This is a genomic window from Streptomyces sp. NPDC088762 (assembly GCF_044750905.1).
GTDB lineage: Bacteria > Actinomycetota > Actinomycetes > Streptomycetales > Streptomycetaceae > Streptomyces.
The window spans coordinates 135022-157394 of the sequence record NZ_JBIVKT010000002.1 but is presented as its reverse complement, the minus strand read 5'-3'; the positions used below and the strand labels follow the sequence as shown (position 1 = coordinate 157394).

Genomic DNA, 22373 nt, shown 5'->3' with positions numbered 1-22373 from the left:
GCTCAGTTCTCCTCGTCGGTGGTGTACGGGTCGGCGGTCTGCGGGCGCACGTGGCGCCAGGTGGTGAGCTCGGTGGACCTGCCGTCCAGCCGCAGGAACATCGCGGGGCGGACGCCGCGGTCGGGCAGTTCCCGGACGGCGCGGGCGAAGGCTCCCCGGTCGGCGGCCAGGTGGGCGAGGCCCGCGTAGGCCTCGTCGATGGCGCGCTCGTGCCGCTCGGCCTCGGCCTCCAGCCGGGCGATCACCTCGCGCACCCACGTGTCGAACTCGTCGGGCACCTGCTCGAGCAGCGCGTCGAGGGGCTTGCCGCCCGAGGCCTCGATGTCGGCGACCGTGCAGTTCAGCCCCTGGGCCAGCTGCTTGGCGGGCAGCGCGGCGAAGCGCTGGACGCCGTGGCTGCGCCAGATGTCCCGCTCGGTGACGCCGGTGAGGACCTTGTGGAGCCGTACGTACTCGGACAGCTTGGCCTTCGCGCGCACGCCGGAGGCGAAGCGCAGGACGAAGCCCTCGGCATCGACGCCGGTCGCCGAGGCGCCGCCGGGCAGGGTGTTGGACTCGGTCAGCGCGATCAGCTCGTCGAGGGGCATGGCGGGCCAGACCCTGACGACGGAGCCGATCCCCTCCCAGTGGGGCGCGGCCTCGGCGAGCGGAACCTCCGTGCCGTCCCGGCCGAAGGCGGCGAGGAGGACGAGGTCCCGGCGGTCGCCGTAGTCGACGACGATGCGGTTCTGCGGGTACAGGATCTCCGCGAGGTACGTCGTGCCCGGCCGCAGGGCCGAGGTGTCCTTCGCGTCGAGGCGGCGCTGGGCCCAGGTGGCCTGGGCGCTGGTGAAGGAGCCCTTGGAGGCGACCCGCCAGCGGTCCGCGTAGTGGAAGACGACGGCGAGGCTGCCGTCGACCTTGTCGTAGACCTCGAAGGGCTCGTCCGGGAGGACGGGGGCGTAGGGCTGACCCGATTCGTGCTCGCCGACGTTGAAGAACTTCGGGAGCGGCAGCGCCACCACGGCGCCGGTGGTGTCGTCGGCGACGAGACCGCGGCAGCGCGTGGTGACCTGGTTCCAGACGCGCTCGTACTGGGCCGTCCTCGTGTACGTGTAGATCGACAGCGGCAGTTCGGGGTGCGGCTTGCGCGTCACGTACCCCGCGTCGATCGAGTCGGCCAGCGCCTGTGCGGGCATCAGGTCATGCAGAGTCAGGTGGTCCTGGCTCATGGGTTCCTCCCGGTTTGAGATGGCTCATTCTCACGTGCGGGAGGGACTGCCCGGTACCCAATTATCAGGTGGTCGGTTATCCGGTATTCACTCAAGACCCGTCGGCGCCCGTTCCCGCGCCGCCCGGCGGGGGAGGCGGGAGGTGACGAGCGCGGCGCAGGTGAACAGGCAGGCGGCGACGGCGATCCAGAGCAGGACCTCGCCCAGCGGGCGCAGCCAGGCCACCTGGGTCGGCTCCGCCGCGGAGAGGCAGGCGGTGGCCGTCATGCCGAGCGGGAAGACGGTGGACCAGCGCCTGATGTCGTAACGCGGCCGGGGGTGGCGCAGTTCGGCGGTGAGCAGGGCCGCGTACCAGGCGAGGGAGAGCCCGAGCGCCGCGAGGGTGGCGGTGCGCAGGGCCGTGTGCGCCGAACCGGTCCACACGGGCGAGGCCGTGAGCTTGGAGCCGGCCAGGGCACAGATGGACAGGGCCCCGCCCGCCACCCAGTGGTCGCCCGCTCCGCCCACCACTTCGCGGAGGTCGAAGCGGGCCAGGGCGGCCGTGTAGAGCAGCAACCCGAGGCAAAAACCGGCCAGCGCCGCCCACGCGAGCCAGTCGCGGTGCGCGGCGGCGGCGAGGACGGCCGCGAGGACCGCGAGTCCCTGGGTGGCGACGCAGACGAGGAAGGCCACGCCGGGCATGCGCCGCCGCCAGTGCCGTACGACGGAGAGCAGCAGCCCGGGCCAGAGCACGGCGGCCAGTACCAGCAGGGCGGCGGCCACAGCGTGCAGTCCGAGCGCGGAGAGGCGGGTGCCGAGGACGGTGGTGGCGGCGACGGCGGTCAGGGCGGCGGGGGTGTCGGCCTCGGCCCGGAACCGCCCGCGGTCGCCGAACAGCCGGGCCGTGAAATCGGCGGCAAGGACCAGCCACAGCGCCCCGGCGAGCACCAGCGCGGCGAGGGACAGCGCCTCGCGCCCGGTCAGGTGCAGGCCGATCGAGATGACTCCGAGGGCCATGACGGCGGCTCCCGCGGCCGGCGGGAGTCCGGCCCACCAGCCGCGGCCGGGAAGAGGGCTCACCCCTCCAGCGGACCGCACGGTCAGTCGGCCCGCCACCGGACGGCACCGGCCGCCGTCCCGACGGGGGCCGCCACCGCCCGGCCGGCGCCGCCGGGGACGGTCAGGGCGGGGCCGGCCTCGGAGGGAGGTCCCGGATCGTGCCCTGGTCGGCGACCAGCGCCCTCAGGCCCGGCTCCCTGAGGGGAACCGGGCCTGAGGGGGGACTCGGCGCGGATCAGGAACGCGGGTCGCGGGCCCGCTCGGCGGCCCGCGCCGCGGTCTCGGCCTGCTTCTCCTTGATGCGGACCGCTTCCTTGCGGACCTCGGCCTGGGTGGCGCGCTCCTTCTGCAGCCACTCGGGAGCTTCCTGCTTCAGCGCCTCGATCTGCTCGGTGGTGAGGGGCTCGGTGACTCCGCCGCGGGCGAGGCCGGCGATGGAGACGCCGAGCTTGGCCGCGACCACCGGGCGGGGGTGCGGGCCGTTGCGCCGCAGTTCCTGGAGCCACTGGGGCGGGTCGGCCTGCAGCGCACTCAATTCACTGCGCGAGACGACACCCTCCTGGAACTCTGCGGGGGTGGCCTCGAGGTACACGCCCAGCTTCTTCGCCGCGGTCGCGGGCTTCATCGTCTGGGTGTTCTGGTGCGACGTCATGCTGTCAAGAGTATCGAGCGTGTGCGCTACCTCCGACCACGACCGGTAACCTGGCGGGGTGACAGGCTCGGAAGTACCCCATTCGTTCCGGCTCGCTTACGTCCCCGGCGTGACCCCCACCAAGTGGATCCGGATCTGGAACGAGCGGCTGCCCGACGTCCCGCTGACCCTGGTCGCGGTATCGCCCGCCGAGGCCTTCGGCGTGCTGCGCGACGGCGGCGCCGACGCGGGGTTCGTCCGGCTGCCGGTGGACCGCGACGACCTCAGCGCGATCCCCCTGTACACCGAGACCACCGTCGTGGTGATCCCCAAGGACCACCTCGTCGCGGCGGTCGAGGAGGTGTCGACGGAGGACCTGGCCGAGGAGATCGTGCTGCACCCCCTCGACGACACCCTGGACTGGGAGCGCCTGCCGGGGAAGCCTGCGATCGAGCGTCCCGCCACGACGGCGGACGCCATCGAGCTGGTGGCCGCCGGCGTGGGCGTCCTCGTCGTCCCCCAGTCGCTCGCCCGCCTGCACCACCGCAAGGACCTCACCTACCGGCCGGTCTCGGACGCCCCCGAGTCGCGCGTCGCGCTGTCCTGGCCGCAGGAGGAGACCACCGAGCTGGTGGAGCAGTTCATCGGCATCGTCCGCGGCCGGACCGTCAACAGCACCCGGGGCCGCCCGCAGACCCCGGCGCAGCCGAAGGCCACCGCCAAGGCCAAGGCGAAGGCGAAGCGCCCGGAGGCGGGCGGCGCACAGCGCAAGCCGGGATCCGGCAAGGCCGCCGGCAAGCCGGCGGGCAAGAACCCGCGCGGCGGCTCCGGCGGCCCCAAGGGCGGCAAGAGCGGCAAGCCGCGCCGCCGCCCGTAGGCCGTCCCGGTCGGATCTCCCGGGGGCGGCGGAGCCGACGGGGAGAACGGCGGCCGTCGGCGGCGGGGGCTGGGGGCACCCGATCGCGTCGCGGTGTATGCAGGAGGGATGGACCTCCGCCCGCTGCGTACGTCTCGCCCACGGTCCCGGCAGGTGCGCTACGCACAGCTGGCGGTTCCCTTCGCGTTGATCGCTCTGGTGACGGTGGTCGACGTCCTCGCTCCGCCCGACGTGCACCTCGGTCCGTTCCTGGTGGCCGCGCCGGCCGTGACCGCCTCGTTCGCCGGGCCGCGGATGACCGGCTTCATGGGCCTGGTCGCCGTGGTGGCCCAGGCGGTGGTCGCGGCGGCCCGCACCACGCTGACCGATCTGAACCACACCTTCCAGATCGGCGCGCTGGTCATGATCTCGGTGTTCGTCACCTTCTTCGCCCACCTGCGCGAGGTGCACGAGAAGGAGCTGGTGCAGCTCCGCTCCGTGGCCGAGACCGCGCAGGAGGTGGTCCTGCGGCCGCTGCGCGACCGGATCGGTCCGCTGGGCGTCGCCTCCGTGTACCTGGCGGCCGCGGCCGAGGCCCAGATCGGCGGCGACCTGTACGCGGCCGCCCGGAGGGGCCGGAGCTCCCGGCTGATCATCGGCGATGTCCGCGGCAAGGGCCTGGACGCGGTCGGGGACGCCGCCCTCGTCCTCGGCACCTTCCGGGCGGCCGCACACCGGGAGGCCGGGCTGCCCGGGCTGGTGGACTACCTGGACGGCGCGGTCTCCCCCGACCTGGACGACGGTGTGGACCGGGACGAAAGCTTCATCACCGCGGCCGTTCTGGACATCCCCGACGACGAGCCGGTGGTGCACCTGGTCAGCTGCGGGCATCCGCCACCGCTGGTGCTGCGCCGCGGCGGGCGGGTCGACGCGCTCGACGTGGCGCAGCCGGCGCCGCCGCTGGGTCTGGCGGGGCTGCTGGAATGCTCCGTCACGGCGCAGACGTTCGCCTTCGCGGAGGGCGATGTCCTGCTCCTCTACACGGACGGCGTTCTGGAGGCGCGCGACCGCTCGGGGGCCTTCTACCCGCTCGCGGAGCGCGCGGCCGCCTGGTCGGGTCTGGCGCCCCGCGTCCTGCTGGACCGGCTGTGCGAGGACCTGCTGGCGCACGTGACCGGCAGCACCCTGGGCGATGACGCGGCGATGGTGGCGATCGAGCGGCTCGGGTAGCGCGGGCTGCTCCAGGGTGGTTCCGGGGGCGCTGGGGACTTCGTGGCCTGCGTGACGGACTGCGGGGCCTGCGTGATGAACTCCGGGGTCGGCGCGGCGCGTTCGGCCCTTTGCCAGAATGCGGATCATGCTGAGCATCGGAACGATCGTGATGGGCGCCGCCGACGTGCGGCGGGCGGCGGATTTCTGGGGCCGGGCCTTGGGCTACGTCCCCCGCGACGGCGAGGTCGACGACGACTGGACCGTCCTGGTTCCGGCCGGGGGCTCCGGGCCCGGGCTGGCCCTCGGCCGCAGCACCACGCCCGTACAGAAACACCCGCGCGTCCACCTGGACCTGTACGCCGCGGACGCGGCCGAGCAGGAGGCGGAGGTGGCGCGCCTGCTGTCGCTGGGGGCCGTGCGGGTCGACTGGGATTCCTACCCCGAGGACCCGGACTTCGTGGTGCTGGCCGACCCCGAGGGCAACCGCTTCTGCGTCATCGACACCGCCCACGGCTGACCGCCCGGGCCGGCTTAACGGCCGCCGATGCCTTCCTTAAGCGGAACCTAAGTTCTCGACCGCCGCCCCGAAGCGAACGAATGTCCGTTTCGGGGCGGCTAGCGTGCTGCCGCAACCCCAACTCCCCGGTAACACAAAGGCAGGCATGCGATGGGCAGCAGCACGGGCGGGCACCGGCGCAGGACGAGCCGTACGGCGAAGGTCACGGGCGCGATCGTGGCGGCGGCGGTGATCGGTGGCGCGGCCTTCGCGTTCACCGGCACCGCCCAGGCCAGCTCCGTCGGAGCCGTGTACACCAAGTCCAGTTCCTGGAGCGGTGGTTACACCGGCCAGTACGTCATCACGAACAACACCGGCGCGAGCCGGTCGGACTGGACCCTGCAGTTCGAGCTCCCCGCCGGCACGAAGATCGACTCGCTGTGGAACGGGACCCACACGGTCGACGGGCGGCGCGTCACCGTCAAGCCCGCGAGCTGGAACCGGGAGCTGGCGGCTGGGGCCTCGGTCACCGTCGGCTTCGTGACGAGCGCGGCCGGCACCCCCGGCGACCCGACCGCCTGCCGCATCGACGGGCTGAAGTGCTCGGTGGACCAGGGCGCGACGGCCGGTCCGAGCGGGCGGCCCACCGCCCGGCCCACGCCCACGGCCACGGTGACCTCCCCCGCGTCACCCGCCCCGACCTCCGCGCAGCCCACCCGCACCCCGTCGGCCACCCCCACCTCGACTCCCCGGCCGCCCGCTCCGGGGGCGGGCGCGCGCTTCGCGCCGTACGTGGACACCTCGCTGTACCCGGCGTACGACCTGCTCGACACGGCGGCCACCACCGGCGTGAAGGAGTTCCACCTCGCCTTCATCACCTCGGGCGGCGGCTGCGCTCCGCTGTGGGGCGGGGTCACGGACCTGGCGAGCGACCGGGTCGCCGCCCAGATCGGCGCGCTGCGCGCCAAGGGCGGCGACGTCCGGGTCTCCTTCGGCGGGGCCGCCGGGCACGAGCTGGCGCTGAACTGCGCCACCGCCGACGCGCTGGCCGCCGCCTACGGCAAGGTGATCGACCAGTACCGGCTCACCAAGGTCGACTTCGACATCGAGGGCGCGGCCCTGCCGGACACCGCCGCGAACACTCGCCGCGCCCAGGCCATCGCCCTCCTCCAGAAGTCCCACCCGGGCCTGGACGTGGCGTTCACCCTGCCGGTGATGCCGGAAGGGCTCACCCAGCCGGGAGTGGCGCTGCTGGCCGACGCGCGCAAGAACGGCGTGCGGGTCGATGCCGTCAACATCATGGCGATGGACTACGGGCCGGCGTACAGCGGGGACATGGGCCTGTACGCGATCCAGGCGGCGACGGCCACCCAGGCCCAGATCAAGGGGGTGCTGGGACTGTCCGACGCGGCGGCCTGGAAGGCGGTCGCCGTCACGCCGATGATCGGGGTGAACGACGTGGCGAGCGAGGTCTTCACGGTCGCGGACGCCGCTCAGCTCGTGGACTTCGCGGCGGCCAAGGGCATCGGCCGGCTCGCCATGTGGTCCTCGGCCCGGGACCGGCAGTGCGCGGCCGGGGCCGTCGGCTACGCGGACGCCACGTGCAGCTCGATCCTCCAGCAGCCGCTGGCCTTCACGAAGGCCTTCTCGGCCCTCAAGTGACCGCTGGGCAGGGGGTGTCCGGCGGTCCCTGCGGACACCCCCTGCCCGACCGGGGCACCCGGTGGTGCGGTCAGGCGTCCAGGCTGATGGCGTTCTTGGCCCGTTCCACCGACTCCTCGGAGGCGGGTCCGCCCGCGTTCTCGAGGGCCAGGGCCTGGTTGAGCTCGACGTACGGCCGCATGCGCTCCTCGTACCGGGCGAAGGCGGCGCGGTGGTCCGCCCCCGGCCGGGCCAGCTCCTCCGCGAGGACGTGCGCCCCCACCAGGGCCAGGCTCGTGCCCTGGCCCGACAGCGGGGACGGGCAGTAGCCCGCGTCGCCGAGCAGTACGACCCGGCCGCGCGACCAGTGGTCCATGCGGATCTGCGCCATGGCGTCGCAGTAGAAGTCGGGTGCCTCGGCGGCGGCCTTGGCCAGCCTCTCCCCCTCCCAGCGCAGTCCGGCGGCCTTCTCGACGATCAGCTCGCGCAGCCGCTCGGGGTCGCGCTGACCGGCGTCGAGCGGCCCCGATGCGAAGCCGAAGGCGATCCTCAGCTCGGTGTTGTCGCGGACCGGCATGATCCCGAAGCCCGCTTCACCGTCGTTGAGCCACATCTGCCAGTTGTCCAGCCCGAGGAAGTTGTCCGCGCCGAACACCGAGAGGTAGCTCCCGAGATGGTGGGAGAACTGCTCCTCGGCTCCGAAGACCAGCCGGCGTACCGAGGAGTGCAGGCCGTCGGCCGCGACCACCAGGTCGAAGGTGCGGGAGGGGCCGTGCGCGAAGTCGACCCGCACGCCGCCGCCTTCTTCGGCCGCGGCCGCGGCCGTGTCCTCGTGCTGCTTGAGCGCCGCGATGCTGTCCCCGAAGAGGTACTCGACGCCTTCGCGCGTGTGGTCGTGCAGCAGCGCGACCAGGTCGTCGCGCAGCACCTCGATGTCGGCGCTGTCGAGCCGGCCGCTGCTGAAGGTCGCCTCGGTGGACCGGTGGATCTCCTTGCCGTCGGCGTCGAGGACCGACATCCCGCGCATCCGGGTGCGTACCTCGCGCGCCCGTTCCAGCAGGCCCATGCGGTCGACGACGTCGAGGGCGACCCCCCGGATGTCGACGGCCTGCCCGCCCCGGCGCGGGCCGGGGGCGCGCTCCACGACCGTGGGGACGAAGCCCCGGTCGCGCAGCGGACCGGCGAGTGCGGATCCGGCGATTCCGCCGCCCGATATCAGGACCGTCTTCAAGGTAACCCTCCCGTGGATACGATGTACGCAGCTGGTACGCATCTGAATGTACGGCGTACTCACGGGCCCGCCAACAGCATTTTTCGGCACCTGTACTAGGGCAGAAGGCGGGTCCGGCAGTATCTGCGCTGACAGAACCTGTACTAGTACAGGATGTGACGTGCCTGAAAAAATTCGGGAAGAGATCCAGGACCGGAAAGGGATACCTCGTGACCGAGACGTCCGAACCGCCCTACCTGCGCATCGCGGCCGACATCCGGCGCCGCATCCTGGCCGGCGAACTCGCCCCGGGCGACCCGGTCCCCTCGACCCGCCGGATCTGCCGGGACTGGGGCGTCGCCCTGGCCACCGCCACCAAGGCGCTGACCACGCTGCGCTCGGAGGGGCTCGTCATCACGCGCCCGCGCGCCGCCACGGTGGTCGCCGGGCGCGCGGAACCAGCACCGCCGCCGGCACGACCGCCGGCCTCGGCACCGGCACCGGCGCCGGAGCCGAGGGCCCCGAAGCCGGGCGCCCCGGCCGCGGCCGCCGACCGCGAGCTGACCCGCGAGGGGATCGTCCGCGCGGCCATCGACATCGCCGACGGCGAGGGGCTCGCGGCGCTGACCATGCGCGGAGTCGCCGCCCGGCTGGGGGTGGCGGCGATGTCCCCGTACCGCCACGTCGGTGGCAAGGAGGAACTCGTCCTGCTGATGGCCGACGAGGCCTTCGGTGAGCTGACCTATCCCGACCCGGCGCCCGAGGACTGGCGGGCCCGCCTGGAACTGGGCAGCCGCACCATGTGGCGGCTGTACCGCAGGCACCCCTGGCTGGCGCAGCTCCACCCGCTCAGCCGGCCCCTGATGCTGCCCCAGCTCATGGTGCACGCCGAGTGGATGCTCAGCGCGCTCGACGGCCACGGCCTCGACCCGGTGACCATGTTCGACCTGCACCTGCTGCTGTACAGCTACGTCCAGGGCATCGCCGTCAACCTGGAGCGGGAGACCCAGGCCCAGGCCGCCACGGGCCTCACCGACGACCAGTGGCTGGACCGCCAGGCCGCCTCGATGCGGGCCATCACCACATCGGACCGCTATCCCGTGTTCACCCGGACGGTCACATCTTTCTCCGACGGCTACGACCTGGACCTCGACGACCTGTTCGAGTTCGGCCTGCGCCCCCTGCTCGACGGCATCGCCGACATCGTCGAAGGCCGGCGGGAGCCGCGGAACACGCCGTAGGCGCGCGCCCGTCGGCCTGTGGATCTTCCGTAGGGTCGGTACCCCTGCCCGGTATCTCCCGCTGAGTCGAGGATCCGCATGCCCCTCCCCCTGCCCCTGCCGCCGTCCCCGAACCGACGGCTGGCCCTCTGCGCCGCCCTGCTGGCCGTGGTGGCCGGCGTGGCACCGCTCACGCTCACCGTCACCCCGGCCGCCGCCGCCCACGCCGCCGAGGCGCCGGCCGCCGATCTCCCGGCGCTGGAACGGGCGTTGCGGGACACGACCGGTGCCGGAGCCCCGGGTGCGATGGCCCGTGTCACCGGCCCCGGCGGCGTCCGGACCCGGGCGGTGGGCGTACGCGACCGGAGCACGGGCGCGGCCATGGACCCGCGGGCCCGCTTCCGGATCGGCAGCGTCACGAAGACGTTCTCCGCCGTCGTGGTGCTGCAGCTCGTCTCGGAGGGGCGGATCGGGCTCGACGATCCCGTCGGCCGGCACCTGCCGGGCCTGCTGCCCGACGGCCGGATCACCGTGCGCCATCTGCTGAACCACCGCAGCGGGCTGGCCGATTACACGGACGCCATGTTCGCCCGGACCGTTCCGGGCTTCGAGGCCGTACGGAACAAGGTGTTCGGCTACCGGGACCTCGTGGCGCTCTCGCTCCGGGAACCGAGGACCACCGAGCCGGGCGCCTCGTACCAGTACTCGAACACCAACTTCGTCGTCCTCGGCATGCTCATCGAGAAGACCACGGGGCACCCCGTGGCGCAGGAGTACGGCCGCCGCATCATCGGGCCCCTGGGGCTGCGGAACACCTCGTACGTGCATCCCGGCAAGAAGATCGAGGGGCTGCACGTCCGCGGATACCTCCACCCGGACGAGGCCGGCCGGCCCCTGGTCGACTCCACCGAACAGACGGTGTCCTGGGCGCAGTCCGCCGGCGCGATGATCTCGGACGCGGCCGATCTGAACACCTTCACCTCCGCGCTGCTCGGCGGCCGCCTGCTGCCCGCGCGGACGCTGGACCTGATGCTCACCATGAGCCCGACCGACGCCACGGGCACCCGCTCCTACGGGCTGGGGCTGCGCCGGTACGACCTTTCGTGCGGCACCTCGGTCTACGGCCACACGGGCACGGTGCAGGGGTTCTACACCTACGCCTTCGCCACCCGCGACGGCCGGCGCAGCCTCGCCGCCATGGCGAACACCTCGAACCGGGGCACCGCGAACACGGCCCTAGGCGGGACCCTCGAAGCGGCGTTCTGCGGCGGGCGCCCGGCGTCGGCCGGCCCGCGCGGCTTCACGCGGACCCCGGCCGAGGTGGACCTCCCCGAACGCCACGCGCGCTAAGCCCACGCGGCCACGGTGGCAGTGGGGCGGTACAGGACGCAGACGAGTTCTCGGGAGAGGTCTTCGTTCGAGACCCCTCGGGCGCGAAGTCCGGGGACATGCCAGAGCTCCCGTTCGCCGTAGCTGCGAACGGACGTCAGTCGGAGCGAGGAGCCGTCCGGCATCATGCGGACGGCCGAGACGGCTGAGCCCTCGGGCAGAGCGGCGATGAGCTCCGCGGAGATGTGCGAGTAGGACAGGTGGTAGTCAGTGACGGGCAGGTCGAGCAGGTAGCCAGTCGATGTCACGGATTGCGACCTCCTTCGAGAGGCCGAGGCAGCGCACGGCTACGCCTCGGCGTGATGATGGGAGATCGCGCGTACCGTTCGCGCTCGGGGTGCCTTCGGCTTCCCCTGCCAGCCCCTCGGGATGGCGGACTCTCGCGGAGTGTCCAGCTCAACCGCCGTCGAGCGGCGGGATCTACGGTGTCCGCCCTTGATCGGGCGGAAGAAGGTTCCTACATGATCGGGTGGCGCGTAGTCAACTCCGGGCATCATGCGACGCGGACCGGAACCGCACGCCGACCGACGGCGTTGTCAGCCAGGGAAGAGCCCTACCGGCTCGATTCACAGCCCGAGGGGGGCCCGTGGCAGAGAAGAAGATGAACCCTGTGACCCGCAAATGGGAGATCGACGGAGTCCCGGTCACGTACCGAGTGACGTGGAAGCACGTAGACACCGACAAGGATCACGTCCACGTCAGGGAGTTCGACGACGTGGACCAGGGTTACGACTTCTACCAAGACGTGCAGCGCGACGCGTACTGCTACAAGGTGACGTGGGATCACGTCCCCTGGTGAACGGTCACGCTCGGTCGGCGCCCGGCTGAACCCCGACGGCATCCGCCCGCAGGCCAAGTGCGAGCGGATCGCCGTCGACGAGTTCACCCCCTACGACCGGTCATCCGCCGACGGCGGCACCGTCGCGGGCGGCATCGACGAAGAACGCGCATCGGGCACCTGGCCTGCGCGATCACCTGCCGACGGCGCTCCGGACGGCCCGTGAGGTGGGGGCGTCATGGTGTTGCCGTCCGGGGGCGTCGTGTCGTCGTCCTCGAACTTGAACGCGGCGATGACCCCGAGACTGAGGAACAGCCCAGAGCTCAGCACAGCACCCGCGATCGCGAGACTGTTCAGCCCGGATGTGCCGTTGACGTAGAACACGGCCCACGCGATGAGCGAAATGACGGTGGACAGCAGGGTGCCGTACCCAAGGACAATGAGCTTCTTCTTGTTGGCGCTCACCAGCACTCCCTCCCTGTAATCGGGTGCTGGCGAACGCGCGACGGCCTCGACCAGTCACCCGCGCTTGCAAGTGACATGACTTCCTTCGGTTCGCGTCACTGGACGCGCCTCCAGAGGAGTCGGTCGAGCCCTGTCGCCCCAGTCCGGCGTCGGTACTCGGTACTACACGGACACACTGTGTCCGTTTGCCACCCCAAAGAGGGGCTGGTTGCCACCCCAGAGCGGGGATGGCCTGGTCCCTTGTCTCCTTCGACCTGCTGGGGACTGGCACCAACAAGCCTGTCCGGTTCGGCAAGTTCCGTTCCGGTATTGGTAACGTAACACAAGGTACTCGGGTGATTACAAATATTTGGTGACCCGGCAGGCTCGGGGGTGGCCAAGACACCAGCAGCCCGGACACCCCTGATGGGTGAGCGAAGTGGCGCCTTCGGCGGGCGCCCGGTACGTCAAGTGGGAAATGTACGAACGTCACCCGGCACGCGGTCGACGACGCGGCCGGGGTCGTCAGGCGTTGCGTGCCGTCTCGCGGACGTACCGGTCGCGGGCCATGTGGCGCAGCAGGGCACCGGAGTACGGGACTCCTCGGCCGACAGGCTTCGCGGGGAACAGGACGTTGACGCCGACGCGAGCGAGGGTGAAGACCTCGACGAGGAGGGCGAGGTACAGGGCGGCGATGGCGACGGTCATGGGGCGTGCTCCTTCGGGACCGGCGATCCACGGTGGACCGCTCAGCACCGCCCCCGAGGCGGACGAACGCTCCCGCGGCCTCTACGGAGCCCCGCGGATCCATGCCGCCCTCGGGCGTGAGGGACTGTCCTGCGGAAGGCGCCGGGTCGCCCGCCTGATGCGGGCCGCCGGTCTCGCGGGCCGGCACCGCAGGCGCGGGCAACGCACCACTGTCCCGGACCCGAACGCAGTCACCCGCCCTGACCTGATCCAACGCGACTTCCAGCCGAGCCCGGCCGCTATCGACACCCGCTGGTGCGGCGACATCACCTACATTCCGACCGGTCAGGGCTGGCTCTACCTGGCCACAGTGATCGACATCGCCTCCCGCCGCGTTGTCGGCTGGTCGACCTCCGACCACCTGGGCACCTCTCTGGCCGCTGACGCCCTCAAAGCCGCCTGCCACCAGCGCCGGCCCGAAGGGCCGGTCGTCTTCCACTCCGACCGCGGCAGCTAGTACACCAGCCACGCCTTCGCCACCCTCGCCGCCGCCCACAACATCCGGCTCTCCGTCGGACGGACGGGGGTGTGCTGGGACAACGCCCTCGCGGAATCGTTCTTCGCCACCCTCAAGAACGAGCTGGTCAGCCAGCGCAACTGGCACAGCCGGTCCGTCGCCCGATCCGCGATCTTCGAATGCATCGAGGGCTGGTACAACACCCGACGCCTCCACAGCAGCCTCGGCTACCAAACCCCAGCCGAGTACGAAAACCACGCAGCCTGACCAACACAAACAACCTGTCCGCCAAACCGGAACAACCTCAGGCCGTTGAAGCGACCGAGGCGCTACGGGCGGCCCTCGCCTCCCTCGGCGCCCCAGAGAAGGACCGTGCGCCCTGTCGTCACCCACAAGGGCACGGCGTACGTACACGTAGGCATGGTGCGTGCGGACGTGGCCGAGCGGATGGCCGAGGCGATGAGAGCCCGAGAGGGCGCGCACTGACCCGCTCTGTCCTGCGGTACGTGAAGCACCGGATCGCCCAGCAGCCGGATACGTGCATGACGTTCGGGGCCGAGTGCATGACATGCGAGTGGAAGGCGAAGCCGTCGACAGACGGCGCGACGGTTGACGTCGAGTGCATGAGCCACACCGGCCGGGTAGGGCATGCGAGGTTCCGTCGGTTGTGTACGTCGCTCGCTCTCGTCGAGCGAGCCGAGTAACCGAACGCAGAGAACCCGGCGGCCGCGATGGACTGACGGGGTCTTGATTACTCAGGGGCGACGACTGGCTGAATGGAAAGTGGTCGGAAGGCTCAGGCGATGTGCTCAGCAGCGAGGTAGCCCGCATGGTCTTGCCGGTGAGTATCTCCACCTCTTACTGCGCCAAAGCTGTTCGGGACCGAGCGGAGGCGAAACCGCTCGTCTGGGCCCGGAACAAGCTCGCCGACCTCCGCCTACTCCTCCTCCAGGAGGCCGGCCGCCTGGAGAGCGGTCACCACAACTGACAGCCGAAAGCCCCGGCACCCCCTAACGCGGGTCGCCGGGGCTTCGTCGTACCTGCTTCTCGCTTACGTTCCGCCACTCGATCGTGACGTGATCATCGACAGACATGGAGGACATGTGTCGGCCGTTCGCCGGCTTCAGGGTGACGATGACGCAGAAGTCCACCCAGGCCCGCCGAGTCGGGAGCGGCAGAGTGGGCCACCCCTGGATCAGGCCAGCCACGCCCTTCACCGGGTCGAGCGGGGGGATGCCGGCCGAGCTGACCATCTCCGACTCGATGGCTTCGAGCTTCTTCTGGAGCGCAGCCGACCCAGCGGTCATCTGAGACAAGCTGATCGAGCCCTCTGCGTAGGCCAGGGCCAGCCCGTCGAGGCGCTGCCGCAGTTCCTGGGTCTGACTTTGGAGCTGAGCCCCCGAGGCGCCGTCCTGGGCGTTCTGGGCCTCCAGGATCTGGCCCAGGAAGTCGGGGAACATCAGCCGGGCCAGAGTCGCCTTGCTCGCACGGTCGTCAGCGATGCTCCGAGGGGTACGCGTGTGCGTAGCCGTGCAGCCGTACACCGGCACGCCACGGTAGCCGCGACCTCCTACCGTGTCGGTGCAGCCGCCGTATCCGCACAGCCCGATGCCCGAGAGCAGATTGTCCGGCGTCCGACCAGTCCGCTTGCCGCCCGAGAACCGCTCCGGGTTGTTCAGGATGGCCACGACCCCGTAGTGGATTTCTGGATCAAGGATCGGGGGCCACTGCCCCTCGCCCATCACCTCGCCGTGGTACGTGGACTGCCCGATGTAGCGCGGGGACATGAGCACTTTCTTCACTCCGCGCAGGGTCCATGCCTGCGCGCCTGCGGCCTTGCTGCGAGGGGACAAGAGCTTGGCCTCCGTCCATTTGCGCGCGACGGCCGACAGGGACTCCCCGGCGAGGATCATCTGCGCACCCTCGACGATGGCCGCAGCCTCCTGCGCCATGATCGTCATGTGGTCGTCCGCGTACCCGAAGGGTCGGATGCCCGCCGTGTACGGGCGGCCCTGCTGCGCGGCCTGCTGGTTAGCCAGTTTCTGGCGGATCGCCTTCTGTTCGCCCTCGTACGTGGCCCAGGCTGTCACCGTGCGGGCGACAGCCCGACCGGCCGGCGTGGACAGATCCAGGTGGCCGGCCTCGACCGCGTAGACGTTCACGCCGAGCTCAATCACTCGCTCCAGATCCCGCGTTACGCGGATGAGACGGTCGGTGTGCCAGCACACGATCGCCTGCGGCTTGCTCTGGAGCATGGCCTCGAAGTCGGGCCGGATGACGTTCTTTTTCGTGGCGCTCAGATCGTTGTCGACCCAGACGTGCCGGACCTTCAGCCCGAGCTGAGCGCAAAGTGCCCGGCAGCGCTCCTCCTGCCGCTGGACGCCCTGTTCTTCGCCCGTAACATCCTGGCTGATGCGGACGTAGATATCGCACTCGACCTTCTGCCCTGACCCGCGACGTTGCATGAACGGCATGGTACCCCCAAGATGTACCGATCGTTCTGCATGGTGATGGGCAACCTCGCCTGCACGAGCCACGGCGCGGCCATGGTGATCCCGGCTCCCGCATTCGACCCGGCGGCCACGCTGGCCGCGGTCGAGGCGGAGTCGTGCACCTCGCTCTACGGAGTCCCCACCATGTTCATCGCCGAACTGGCGGATCCGGGCTTCGACGCGTACGACCTGTCCAGCCTGCGGACGGGAATCATGGCGGGTTCGCCCTGCCCGGTCGAGGTGATGAAGGAAGTCATCGACCGGATGGGCATGGCCGAGGTGTCCATTTGCTACGGCATGACGGAAACCTCTCCGGTGTCCACGCAGACCCGCGCGGACGATTCGGTCGAGCGCCGGGTGTCGACCGTGGGACGGGTCGGGCCGCACCTGGAGGTGAAGGTGGTCGACCCGCAGTCGGGCCGGACCGTGCCCCGGGGGGAGCCGGGCGAGCTGTGCACCCGCGGCTACTCGGTCATGCTCGGCTACTGGGGCGAGCCGGAGCGGACGGCCGAGGCCGTCGACGCGGCCCGCTGGATGCACACGGGCGACCTGGCGGTCATGGACGACGACGGCTACCTGAGCATCACGGGCCGGATCAAGGACATGGTGATCCGCGGCGGCGAGAACATCTACCCGCGCGAGATCGAGGAATTCCTGCACACGCACCCGGACGTCCTGGACGTCCAGGTCATCGGTGTTCCCGACCCGAAGTACGGGGAGGAGCTCATGGCGTGGGTGCGGATGCGCGAGGGGGCCGAGCCGCTGACCGCCGCCGCCGTGCGCGCGTACTGCGACGGCCGTCTCGCGCACTTCAAGATCCCGCGCTACGTCCACGTCGTGGAGGAGTTCCCCATGACCGTCACCGGGAAGATCCGCAAGGTCGAGATGCGTGAGGCGGCGCTGCGCCTTCTGGACCTGCCGCCCGCGTGACGCGAGGAGCGGCAGACCGCCCGGATCGTGAGACCCTTTCGTCCGCATTCGGCCCGCACCCCATCGGATCGCGCCATTGTGGCCTGGGAGCAACTGCGTTCTCCATGGGCCGGGTTACGGTCCCGGCATGCATTCGAACAGACGAACCCCTGCCGTTTCTCAGTCCAGCCGCCGCGCCCTGCTGCGCACCGCCGTGGCGGGCACGGCGGTCGCCGGGGCAGGACTCGCCCTGGGGTCCGCCTTTCCCGCCTCCGCCGCCACCGCGGAGCCGGACGGCGCGCCCCGTCCGACCACTCCGGCGCAGGCACTGCGCCGCCTGGCCGCCGGAAACGAGCGCTGGCGCACCCTGCGCCAGGAGCACCCGCACGAGTCGGCGTACCTGCGCCGCCAACTCACCCAGGGGCAGCAGCCGTTCGCGCTCGTGCTCGGGTGCATCGATTCGCGGGTGCCGCCCGAACTCGTCTTCGACCAGGGGCTGGGCGATCTGATGACCGTCCGGTCCGGGGGCGAGGTGCTCGACGAGGCGGTCCTGGGGAGCGTCGCGTACGGGGTCCTCGAACTGGACATACCGCTGGTGCTCGTCCTGGCCCACCAGTCGTGCGGCGCCGTCGGCGCCGCGGTCCACGCGGAGGAGACCGGAGAGCCGCTGCCCGCGCACATCCAGTACCTCGCCGACCAGATACGCCCCTCCATCGACCACGGCCAGCAGGGGCAGGCCCGCGTCGATGCCACGATCAACGCGCACGCGCGCTCCGTACGCGACCGGCTGGCCGCCGAGGCGGACCTGGCGGGCAGGGTGGCCTCGGGCCGGCTGGCCGTGGTCGCCGCCCGCTACGAGCTGCGCGACCAGCGCGTACGCACCCTGTCCTGAGGGCGGTGGCGGCGCCCCGCGACGCACGCCGGGGCGTCCGGAAGGGCCCGTCCGGTAAGGCCCGCCGGCCCGTCAGCCGGAGCGGAGCCGGCCGGCCGCCTCGCGGGCGGCGTCGATGGCGCCGGCCCGGGCGGCCTGACGGTCGTCATCGCTCCGTGCGTAGGTCAGCCAGAGCACCAGGTTGCTGCGCCGGAAGCAGAGCTGCGCCGAGACGGGATCACCCGGCGAGGTCTTCCGGAAGCGCAGGAACGCCTCCTCCCCGATGCCGGGCACGTCCTCGACGGTGTCCGTCTCCCAGCCGGACGCGTCGGCGCGGTCCTCGCGCATGTCCTCACGGGCCAGGTCGACGGTCAGCCGGAAGGGCCGCAGGTGGACGTTGGAGCGGTACGTGCCCTGCACGCGCGGGGCGGCCCAGGTGCACGCGCCGGCATCTTCCCGGCCGCCGAGCGCGGTCGGCACCAGCCGGTGGATCGTCTGCGGGGTCACCAGCTCGCAGGAGTGCGGATCGGCCGTGAACTCCCCGGCGCGCGCCCTCTCCCACCACCTCCACGCTCCGAGGCCCGCCGCCGGGACGAGGATCAGCAGGACGAGCACGACCAGCCCGGCGCGCGGGTACTTGGGAGTTGCGGAGGGTGTGGGCACCGCCGCAGCATAGGCGGCCGCGCGCTCGGCTGGGCCGGGAGGGGCGACCGTATCGCCGGGGCAGGCACCGGGCAGGGAAGCCGCCGCTCTGCGTCACCGCAGCGGCCCCCGAGGAGATCTTGGAGGTTTCTCCGATACGGCCAGGTGGCGCGGGGTTTTCCCGTGCACCGGACGCTCGCGGTGGCAGGCGCGGCCGGCGCCGCGCTGTAGGACCACGGCTCCCGAGAGACGATGGGGGTAGCCCCGCGAGGCTCGTCCGCCACAGGTCCCACCGGCGCCGGGCCGACGGCCGGAAGGAGCCATCGCATGGATGCAGCCGATGCGCCGAGGGCTGACGTCGACCGCGCGGTGGCCGGTCTCGTCCCGCCCAGCGGACTGCTCGACGTCCTCAACGTGGCCGCGGTCGTCCTGGACGAACAGGGGCGCATCGCCCTGTGGAGCCCGCAGGCCGAGCAGCTGTTCGGCTGGACCGCCGAGGAGGCGCTGGGCCGCCCGGCCGCCAAGCTGCTGGCTTCCCGGGACCACGTGGACCTGGTCCTGGAGCTGTTCGCCCGGGTGATGGGCGGGGCGGGCGACTGGGCGGGGGCCTTCCCCGTACGGCACAAGGACGGCAGCTCCACGCTCGTGGAGTTCCGCAACATGCGGCTGCTGGACGAGCGCGGGGACCGGTACGCCCTGGGCATCGCGACCGACCGGGCCCGGCTGCGGCACCTGGAGCGGGACCTCGCCCTCTCGGCGCGCCTGGTGGCGCAGTCGCCGATCGGGCTGGCGGTGCTGGACACCGACCTGCGGTACGTGCTGGTCAACCCGATGCTGGAGCGCATCAACGGGCTGCCGGCCGCCGCGCACATCGGCCGCCGGGTCCGGGACGCGCTGTCGTTCCTGGACGACGCGGAGGCCGTCGAGGCCGCGATGCGGCAGGTGCTGGCCACCGGTACCCCGCTCCTGGAGCAGTTCACCGCCGGCCACACCCACGCCGACCGGCGCGCCGAGCACGCCTGGTCGGTGTCGTACTACCGGCTGGAGGACGCCGCCGGCAGCGTGCTGGGCGTGGCCACCTCGGTCGTGGACGTCACCCAGAGTCACCAGGCGGCCAAGGAGATCGGCCACAGCCGCCGCCGGCTCGCCATGATCGCGGACGCCACGGTCCGCATCGGCACCACCCTAGACCTGGACCAGACGGCCCGTGAGCTGGCCGATGTCGTCGTGCCGGAGCTGGCCGACGTGGCGGCCGTGGACATCCTGGACTCGGTCCTGGAGGGCCGTCCCAGCGTGGCCCAGACGGCCCGCGGGCCGGCCGTGTTCCGGGCGCTGGCCGTGGCGGCCGCCTACCCCAGCGAGGCCGTGCGCGCCGCGGACCCGCCGGGCGACATCGCCCGCTACGAGGCGGACCGGCTGGTCACGCAGTCCGTGACGACCGGGCACCCGGTGCTCGTGGCGCACGTACACGCCCGGGACCTGTCGCGCATCGCCCGCAACGACGACGCGGCCGCCCTCCTGGCCCGCGCCGGCCTGCGCTCCTACCTGGCCGTGCCGCTGATCGCCCGCGGCGAGGTCCTCGGGGCGCTCGACCTCAAGCGGACGCGCAACCCGCTGCCCTTCGACGACGACGACATCATCCTGGCGGGCGAGCTGGCCGCACGCGCCGCCGTGTGCATCGACAACGCCCGCTGGTACCGCAACGCGCACCACACCGCGCTCGCCCTCCAGCACCACCTCCTGCCGCACAACCCGCCGGCCACCCCGGGCCTCGAAGTCGCCTACCGGTACCAGCCCGCGGCGGCCACCAGCGAGATCGGCGGCGACTGGTTCGACGCCATCGCGCAACCGAACGACATGACCGCCATCGTCATCGGCGACGTCATGGGCAGCGGCATCAACGCCGCCGCCAGCATGGGCCAGCTGCGCACGGCAACCCGTACGCTCGCCGAGCTGGGTCTGGACCCCGCCCAGGTGCTCCAGCACCTCGACAGCACCACCGCCGGGCTGGACGAGACGATCGCGACCTGCATCTACGCCGTCTACGACCCGCACCGCGCCGAGTGCCGGATAGCCGTCGCCGGACACCTGCCGCCCGTCCTCATCCGCAGGGGCCGGGCACCCCGGCTGCTCGACCTGCCCACGGGCACACCGCTGGGCGTGGGCGGGATCCCCTTCGAGGCGACCACGGTCCCGATGAAGCCCGACGACCAGCTGGTCCTGTACACGGACGGCCTGGTCGAGACCCGCGACCGGCCCATCGACGACCGCCTCTCCCTGATGCTGGAGCTCCTCGCCGGCACCGGCCGGACGCTGGAGGAGACGTGCGACCGGCTCCTGGACTCCCTGCGCCACCCGGACGACCACGACGACGTGGCCCTGGTCATCGCCCGGGTCCGCCCCTACGAGACGCAGTAGACGGTCCCGGGCCCGCAGGGCCGGGAGGGGCCGTTTACGATGCGGGGTATGAGTCGGCAGGTGCAGCGAGTGGTGGTGCGCTTCGGGCTGCTCTCCTGCCTGTTGCTCGTGCCGGCCGTGCTGTTCGGGCTCGTCGCGATGCACGGCCTGGGCCCTGGGGGCGTCCCCGCGGCCGCACACACCTCCGCCGGCGGGCACCACGGTGCCGGGGCCGCGGCGGCGCACGACGGGCACCACGGTGCCGGGGCCGCTGCCGCGCACGACGGGTGCGTCCACGCCGGTGATCCGTCGGACGGCGGGAGCGGCGGCGGGCATGCCGAGCACGCCGATGCGACCTGCGCCGCCGCCGGCGTCGCGGGTTCTCCCGTCCTGCCCGTACCGGCCGCACTGCCCGGTACGGTCCACGGTCCGACGACGCCCGGGCGCGGGCTCGTTCCCGATGCCGCCTTCGGCGGACGCGCTCCACCGTCTCTGAGCGAACTGCAGCTCCTGCGCATATAGGGCGGCCGCCCCTCCCTTCGGCCCACGCCCTCTCTCCGGCGCGCCCGCGTGGCGTGCCCTCACACCAGGAGCAGCATCAGCATGACCGTCAAGCGTTCTCTCGTCCGTCGCGCCACTGCCGTGGCCGCGTCCGCCACCGCCGCTCTCGTCCTCGCCGCCTGCGGCGGAAGCGGCACCGGCGACAACGGGTCGGCCCACGGCGGCGGGCACAACGCCTCCGCCTCGCCGTCCGCCCCTTCCGCCGCCTCCGCCGCGCCGCAGGGCGCGCACAACGCGGCCGACACCGCCTTCGCGCAGGGCATGATCCCGCACCACCGGCAGGCCGTGGAGATGGCCGACCTCGCCGCGACCCGTGCCGAATCGGCCGAGGTCAAGTCGCTCGCCGACGAGATCAAGAAGGCCCAGGACCCGGAGATCACGACCCTGACCGGCTGGCTGACCGCGTGGGGCGAGCAGGTCCCCGCCGGAGGCGGCGGACACGGCGGGCACGGCGGCGGGCACGACACCTCGGGCATGATGACGGCCGAGGAGATGGGCGGCCTGGAGAAGACCTCCGGCAAGGCCTTCGACACGGCGTTCCTCCGGCTGATGGTCAAGCACCACGAGGGCGCCGTCGCGATGGCGAAGGCCGAGCAGTCCGGCGGCTCGTACCAGCCCGCCAAGGACATGGCCGGCGCCATCGTCACCTCCCAGAGCGCCGAGATCACCCGTATGAACACGCTCCTCGGCAAGGGCTGAGCACCGCCGGCCCGGGGGAACGCCCTCGGGCCGGCCCCCGCCCGTCAGTACGGGCGCGGCGACATGATGTGGGGCTCGGCCCCCGGCGTCTCGAGGAGACAGCGCGGCACGCCGGGGCCGGGCGTCACGCGTACGGCGACCGCCGTCGGCGGATCGGTCGGCAGCTCCACCCGCACCGTCACGGGGTGCTCGTCGGGGGTCGTGGCGTATCCGGTCTCCTTGCCGTCGACGAGGATCTCCACGACCGCGGTGTGGCCGGTCTCGACGGTGGCGCTGACGGAGTGCCCGGCGTGCTCGATGTGGAAGTGATGGCGTGATCTCATCGGTGCCGCCTCCCTGTGCCCGGTTCCAGCGTAGTCACGGCCCCCGCGCGGGGCCTGCCCGCCGGCGAGGGGCGGGAGACCGGAGACCGGATGAGGTACGCCGTCCCGGCGCCGGGCGTTCCGGTGTGCGCAGGGGCGGCCCCCGCCGT

At 72.0% G+C, this 22373-nt stretch carries 24 protein-coding genes and 1 pseudogene; 15 read left to right on the top strand and 10 right to left on the bottom strand.

Annotated features, from left to right (window positions below; all coding sequences use genetic code 11):
* Window positions 1-2: 2 nt before the first annotated feature.
* From ACIP5M_RS05430 to ACIP5M_RS05420, 3 genes are all read right to left on the bottom strand, one after another.
* Entirely contained in the window at window positions 3-1211 is a 1209-nt protein-coding gene (locus tag ACIP5M_RS05430; protein ID WP_401192186.1) for an RNA ligase, read from the bottom strand.
* Between the two features lie 87 nt (window positions 1212-1298).
* Window positions 1299-2270 carry a tellurite resistance/C4-dicarboxylate transporter family protein gene (locus tag ACIP5M_RS05425; RefSeq protein WP_401192183.1) on the bottom strand — a complete coding sequence of 324 codons (972 nt, stop codon included), beginning with the start codon at window positions 2268-2270 and terminating at the stop codon, window positions 1299-1301.
* Window positions 2271-2484: 214 nt separating this feature from the next.
* The gene (locus tag ACIP5M_RS05420) at window positions 2485-2901 is read right to left on the bottom strand and encodes a DUF5997 family protein (protein WP_401192180.1); all 417 of its coding nucleotides are present in this window, start codon (window positions 2899-2901) and stop codon (window positions 2485-2487) included.
* Window positions 2902-2959: 58 nt separating this feature from the next.
* Here ACIP5M_RS05420 and ACIP5M_RS05415 point away from each other — a divergent pair, with 58 nt between their 5' ends.
* The 4 genes from ACIP5M_RS05415 (at window position 2960) to ACIP5M_RS05400 (ending at window position 7106) form a co-directional block, all read left to right on the top strand.
* Entirely contained in the window at window positions 2960-3757 is a 798-nt protein-coding gene (locus ACIP5M_RS05415) for a LysR substrate-binding domain-containing protein (protein ID WP_401192178.1), read from the top strand.
* 108 nt (window positions 3758-3865) lie between these two features.
* Complete coding sequence (locus tag ACIP5M_RS05410) at window positions 3866-4966, top strand: PP2C family protein-serine/threonine phosphatase (RefSeq protein WP_401192175.1); 1101 nt, start codon at window positions 3866-3868, stop codon at window positions 4964-4966.
* A 127-nt stretch (window positions 4967-5093) separates the two neighbouring features.
* On the top strand, window positions 5094-5465 hold the full coding sequence (locus ACIP5M_RS05405) for a VOC family protein (RefSeq protein ID WP_401192172.1): 372 nt from the start codon (window positions 5094-5096) through the stop codon (window positions 5463-5465).
* Window positions 5466-5615: 150 nt separating this feature from the next.
* On the top strand, window positions 5616-7106 hold the full coding sequence (locus tag ACIP5M_RS05400; protein ID WP_401192170.1) for a cellulose binding domain-containing protein: 1491 nt from the start codon (window positions 5616-5618) through the stop codon (window positions 7104-7106).
* Window positions 7107-7176: 70 nt separating this feature from the next.
* Here the strand turns inward: ACIP5M_RS05400 and ACIP5M_RS05395 are convergent, their stop codons facing one another.
* On the bottom strand, window positions 7177-8316 hold the full coding sequence (locus ACIP5M_RS05395) for an FAD-dependent monooxygenase (RefSeq protein ID WP_401192167.1): 1140 nt from the start codon (window positions 8314-8316) through the stop codon (window positions 7177-7179).
* Window positions 8317-8525: 209 nt separating this feature from the next.
* Between ACIP5M_RS05395 and ACIP5M_RS05390 the strand changes: the two genes are divergently transcribed.
* Window positions 8526-9536 carry a TetR/AcrR family transcriptional regulator C-terminal domain-containing protein gene (locus ACIP5M_RS05390; protein ID WP_401192165.1) on the top strand — a complete coding sequence of 337 codons (1011 nt, stop codon included), beginning with the start codon at window positions 8526-8528 and terminating at the stop codon, window positions 9534-9536.
* Between the two features lie 78 nt (window positions 9537-9614).
* Window positions 9615-10865 (top strand): serine hydrolase domain-containing protein, encoded by a 1251-nt coding sequence (locus ACIP5M_RS05385; RefSeq protein WP_401192163.1) that lies wholly within the window; start codon window positions 9615-9617, stop codon window positions 10863-10865.
* Here ACIP5M_RS05385 and ACIP5M_RS05380 read toward each other — a convergent pair.
* Window positions 10862-11152 carry a hypothetical protein gene (locus ACIP5M_RS05380; protein ID WP_401192161.1) on the bottom strand — a complete coding sequence of 97 codons (291 nt, stop codon included), beginning with the start codon at window positions 11150-11152 and terminating at the stop codon, window positions 10862-10864. The two genes, ACIP5M_RS05385 and ACIP5M_RS05380, sit on opposite strands and share 4 nt — an antisense overlap.
* Before the next feature lie 353 nt (window positions 11153-11505).
* Between ACIP5M_RS05380 and ACIP5M_RS05375 the strand changes: the two genes are divergently transcribed.
* Window positions 11506-11703, top strand: a complete 198-nt coding sequence (locus tag ACIP5M_RS05375) for a hypothetical protein (protein ID WP_401192158.1) — start codon at window positions 11506-11508, stop codon at window positions 11701-11703.
* A 90-nt stretch (window positions 11704-11793) separates the two neighbouring features.
* Here ACIP5M_RS05375 and ACIP5M_RS05370 read toward each other — a convergent pair whose 3' ends face one another.
* Both ACIP5M_RS05370 and ACIP5M_RS05365 read right to left on the bottom strand, forming a co-directional pair.
* Window positions 11794-12147, bottom strand: coding sequence for a hypothetical protein (locus ACIP5M_RS05370; protein WP_401192156.1), 354 nt, complete (start codon window positions 12145-12147; stop codon window positions 11794-11796).
* A 504-nt stretch (window positions 12148-12651) separates the two neighbouring features.
* Complete coding sequence (locus tag ACIP5M_RS05365) at window positions 12652-12834, bottom strand: hypothetical protein (RefSeq protein WP_401192154.1); 183 nt, start codon at window positions 12832-12834, stop codon at window positions 12652-12654.
* Here ACIP5M_RS05365 and ACIP5M_RS05360 point away from each other — a divergent pair.
* The 3 genes from ACIP5M_RS05360 (at window position 12833) to ACIP5M_RS05350 (ending at window position 14318) form a co-directional block, all read left to right on the top strand.
* The gene (locus ACIP5M_RS05360) at window positions 12833-13330 is read left to right on the top strand and encodes a DDE-type integrase/transposase/recombinase (protein WP_401192151.1); all 498 of its coding nucleotides are present in this window, start codon (window positions 12833-12835) and stop codon (window positions 13328-13330) included. The two genes, ACIP5M_RS05365 and ACIP5M_RS05360, sit on opposite strands and share 2 nt — an antisense overlap.
* Before the next feature lie 42 nt (window positions 13331-13372).
* Window positions 13373-13597, top strand: coding sequence for a transposase (locus ACIP5M_RS05355; RefSeq protein WP_401193513.1), 225 nt, complete (start codon window positions 13373-13375; stop codon window positions 13595-13597).
* Between the two features lie 574 nt (window positions 13598-14171).
* Complete coding sequence (locus ACIP5M_RS05350) at window positions 14172-14318, top strand: hypothetical protein (RefSeq protein WP_401192150.1); 147 nt, start codon at window positions 14172-14174, stop codon at window positions 14316-14318.
* A gap of 22 nt (window positions 14319-14340) precedes the next feature.
* Here the strand turns inward: ACIP5M_RS05350 and ACIP5M_RS05345 are convergent, their stop codons facing one another.
* Window positions 14341-15795: a recombinase family protein gene (locus ACIP5M_RS05345; protein ID WP_401192148.1), complete on the bottom strand. Its 1455-nt coding sequence runs from the start codon at window positions 15793-15795 to the stop codon at window positions 14341-14343.
* 24 nt (window positions 15796-15819) lie between these two features.
* Between ACIP5M_RS05345 and ACIP5M_RS05340 the strand changes: the two are divergent.
* Both ACIP5M_RS05340 and ACIP5M_RS05335 read left to right on the top strand, forming a co-directional pair.
* A pseudogene (locus tag ACIP5M_RS05340) lies at window positions 15820-16752 on the top strand (AMP-binding protein); the annotation flags it as partial.
* 127 nt (window positions 16753-16879) lie between these two features.
* Complete coding sequence (locus ACIP5M_RS05335; RefSeq protein ID WP_401192146.1) at window positions 16880-17623, top strand: carbonic anhydrase; 744 nt, start codon at window positions 16880-16882, stop codon at window positions 17621-17623.
* 72 nt (window positions 17624-17695) lie between these two features.
* On the opposite strand, the gene ACIP5M_RS05330 is transcribed toward ACIP5M_RS05335, so the two are convergent.
* Window positions 17696-18265, bottom strand: a complete 570-nt coding sequence (locus tag ACIP5M_RS05330) for a hypothetical protein (protein WP_401192144.1) — start codon at window positions 18263-18265, stop codon at window positions 17696-17698.
* A 306-nt stretch (window positions 18266-18571) separates the two neighbouring features.
* Between ACIP5M_RS05330 and ACIP5M_RS05325 the strand changes: the two genes are divergently transcribed.
* From ACIP5M_RS05325 to ACIP5M_RS05315, 3 genes are all read left to right on the top strand, one after another.
* Window positions 18572-20662 (top strand): SpoIIE family protein phosphatase, encoded by a 2091-nt coding sequence (locus ACIP5M_RS05325; RefSeq protein ID WP_401192143.1) that lies wholly within the window; start codon window positions 18572-18574, stop codon window positions 20660-20662.
* A 48-nt stretch (window positions 20663-20710) separates the two neighbouring features.
* Window positions 20711-21163, top strand: a complete 453-nt coding sequence (locus tag ACIP5M_RS05320) for a DUF6153 family protein (protein WP_401192140.1) — start codon at window positions 20711-20713, stop codon at window positions 21161-21163.
* An 81-nt stretch (window positions 21164-21244) separates the two neighbouring features.
* Complete coding sequence (locus tag ACIP5M_RS05315) at window positions 21245-21901, top strand: DUF305 domain-containing protein (RefSeq protein ID WP_401192138.1); 657 nt, start codon at window positions 21245-21247, stop codon at window positions 21899-21901.
* Window positions 21902-21945: 44 nt separating this feature from the next.
* Here the strand turns inward: ACIP5M_RS05315 and ACIP5M_RS05310 are convergent, their stop codons facing one another.
* Window positions 21946-22224 (bottom strand): hypothetical protein, encoded by a 279-nt coding sequence (locus tag ACIP5M_RS05310; protein WP_401192136.1) that lies wholly within the window; start codon window positions 22222-22224, stop codon window positions 21946-21948.
* Between the last annotated feature and the right edge of the window lie 149 nt (window positions 22225-22373).

Coding starts and splice junctions, on each gene's coding strand:
- ACIP5M_RS05430 (WP_401192186.1), bottom strand. CDS start 1,211: ATGAGCCAGGACCACCTGACTCTGCATGACCTGATGCCCGCACAGGCG.
- ACIP5M_RS05420 (WP_401192180.1), bottom strand. CDS start 2,901: ATGACGTCGCACCAGAACACCCAGACGATGAAGCCCGCGACCGCGGCG.
- ACIP5M_RS05410 (WP_401192175.1), top strand. CDS start 3,866: ATGGACCTCCGCCCGCTGCGTACGTCTCGCCCACGGTCCCGGCAGGTG.
- ACIP5M_RS05405 (WP_401192172.1), top strand. CDS start 5,094: ATGCTGAGCATCGGAACGATCGTGATGGGCGCCGCCGACGTGCGGCGG.
- ACIP5M_RS05400 (WP_401192170.1), top strand. CDS start 5,616: ATGGGCAGCAGCACGGGCGGGCACCGGCGCAGGACGAGCCGTACGGCG.
- ACIP5M_RS05385 (WP_401192163.1), top strand. CDS start 9,615: ATGCCCCTCCCCCTGCCCCTGCCGCCGTCCCCGAACCGACGGCTGGCC.
- ACIP5M_RS05375 (WP_401192158.1), top strand. CDS start 11,506: ATGAACCCTGTGACCCGCAAATGGGAGATCGACGGAGTCCCGGTCACG.
- ACIP5M_RS05360 (WP_401192151.1), top strand. CDS start 12,833: ATGGGGCGTGCTCCTTCGGGACCGGCGATCCACGGTGGACCGCTCAGC.
- ACIP5M_RS05365 (WP_401192154.1), bottom strand. CDS start 12,834: ATGACCGTCGCCATCGCCGCCCTGTACCTCGCCCTCCTCGTCGAGGTC.
- ACIP5M_RS05345 (WP_401192148.1), bottom strand. CDS start 15,795: ATGCAACGTCGCGGGTCAGGGCAGAAGGTCGAGTGCGATATCTACGTC.
- ACIP5M_RS05335 (WP_401192146.1), top strand. CDS start 16,880: ATGCATTCGAACAGACGAACCCCTGCCGTTTCTCAGTCCAGCCGCCGC.
- ACIP5M_RS05325 (WP_401192143.1), top strand. CDS start 18,572: ATGGATGCAGCCGATGCGCCGAGGGCTGACGTCGACCGCGCGGTGGCC.
- ACIP5M_RS05320 (WP_401192140.1), top strand. CDS start 20,711: ATGAGTCGGCAGGTGCAGCGAGTGGTGGTGCGCTTCGGGCTGCTCTCC.
- ACIP5M_RS05315 (WP_401192138.1), top strand. CDS start 21,245: ATGACCGTCAAGCGTTCTCTCGTCCGTCGCGCCACTGCCGTGGCCGCG.
- ACIP5M_RS05310 (WP_401192136.1), bottom strand. CDS start 22,224: ATGAGATCACGCCATCACTTCCACATCGAGCACGCCGGGCACTCCGTC.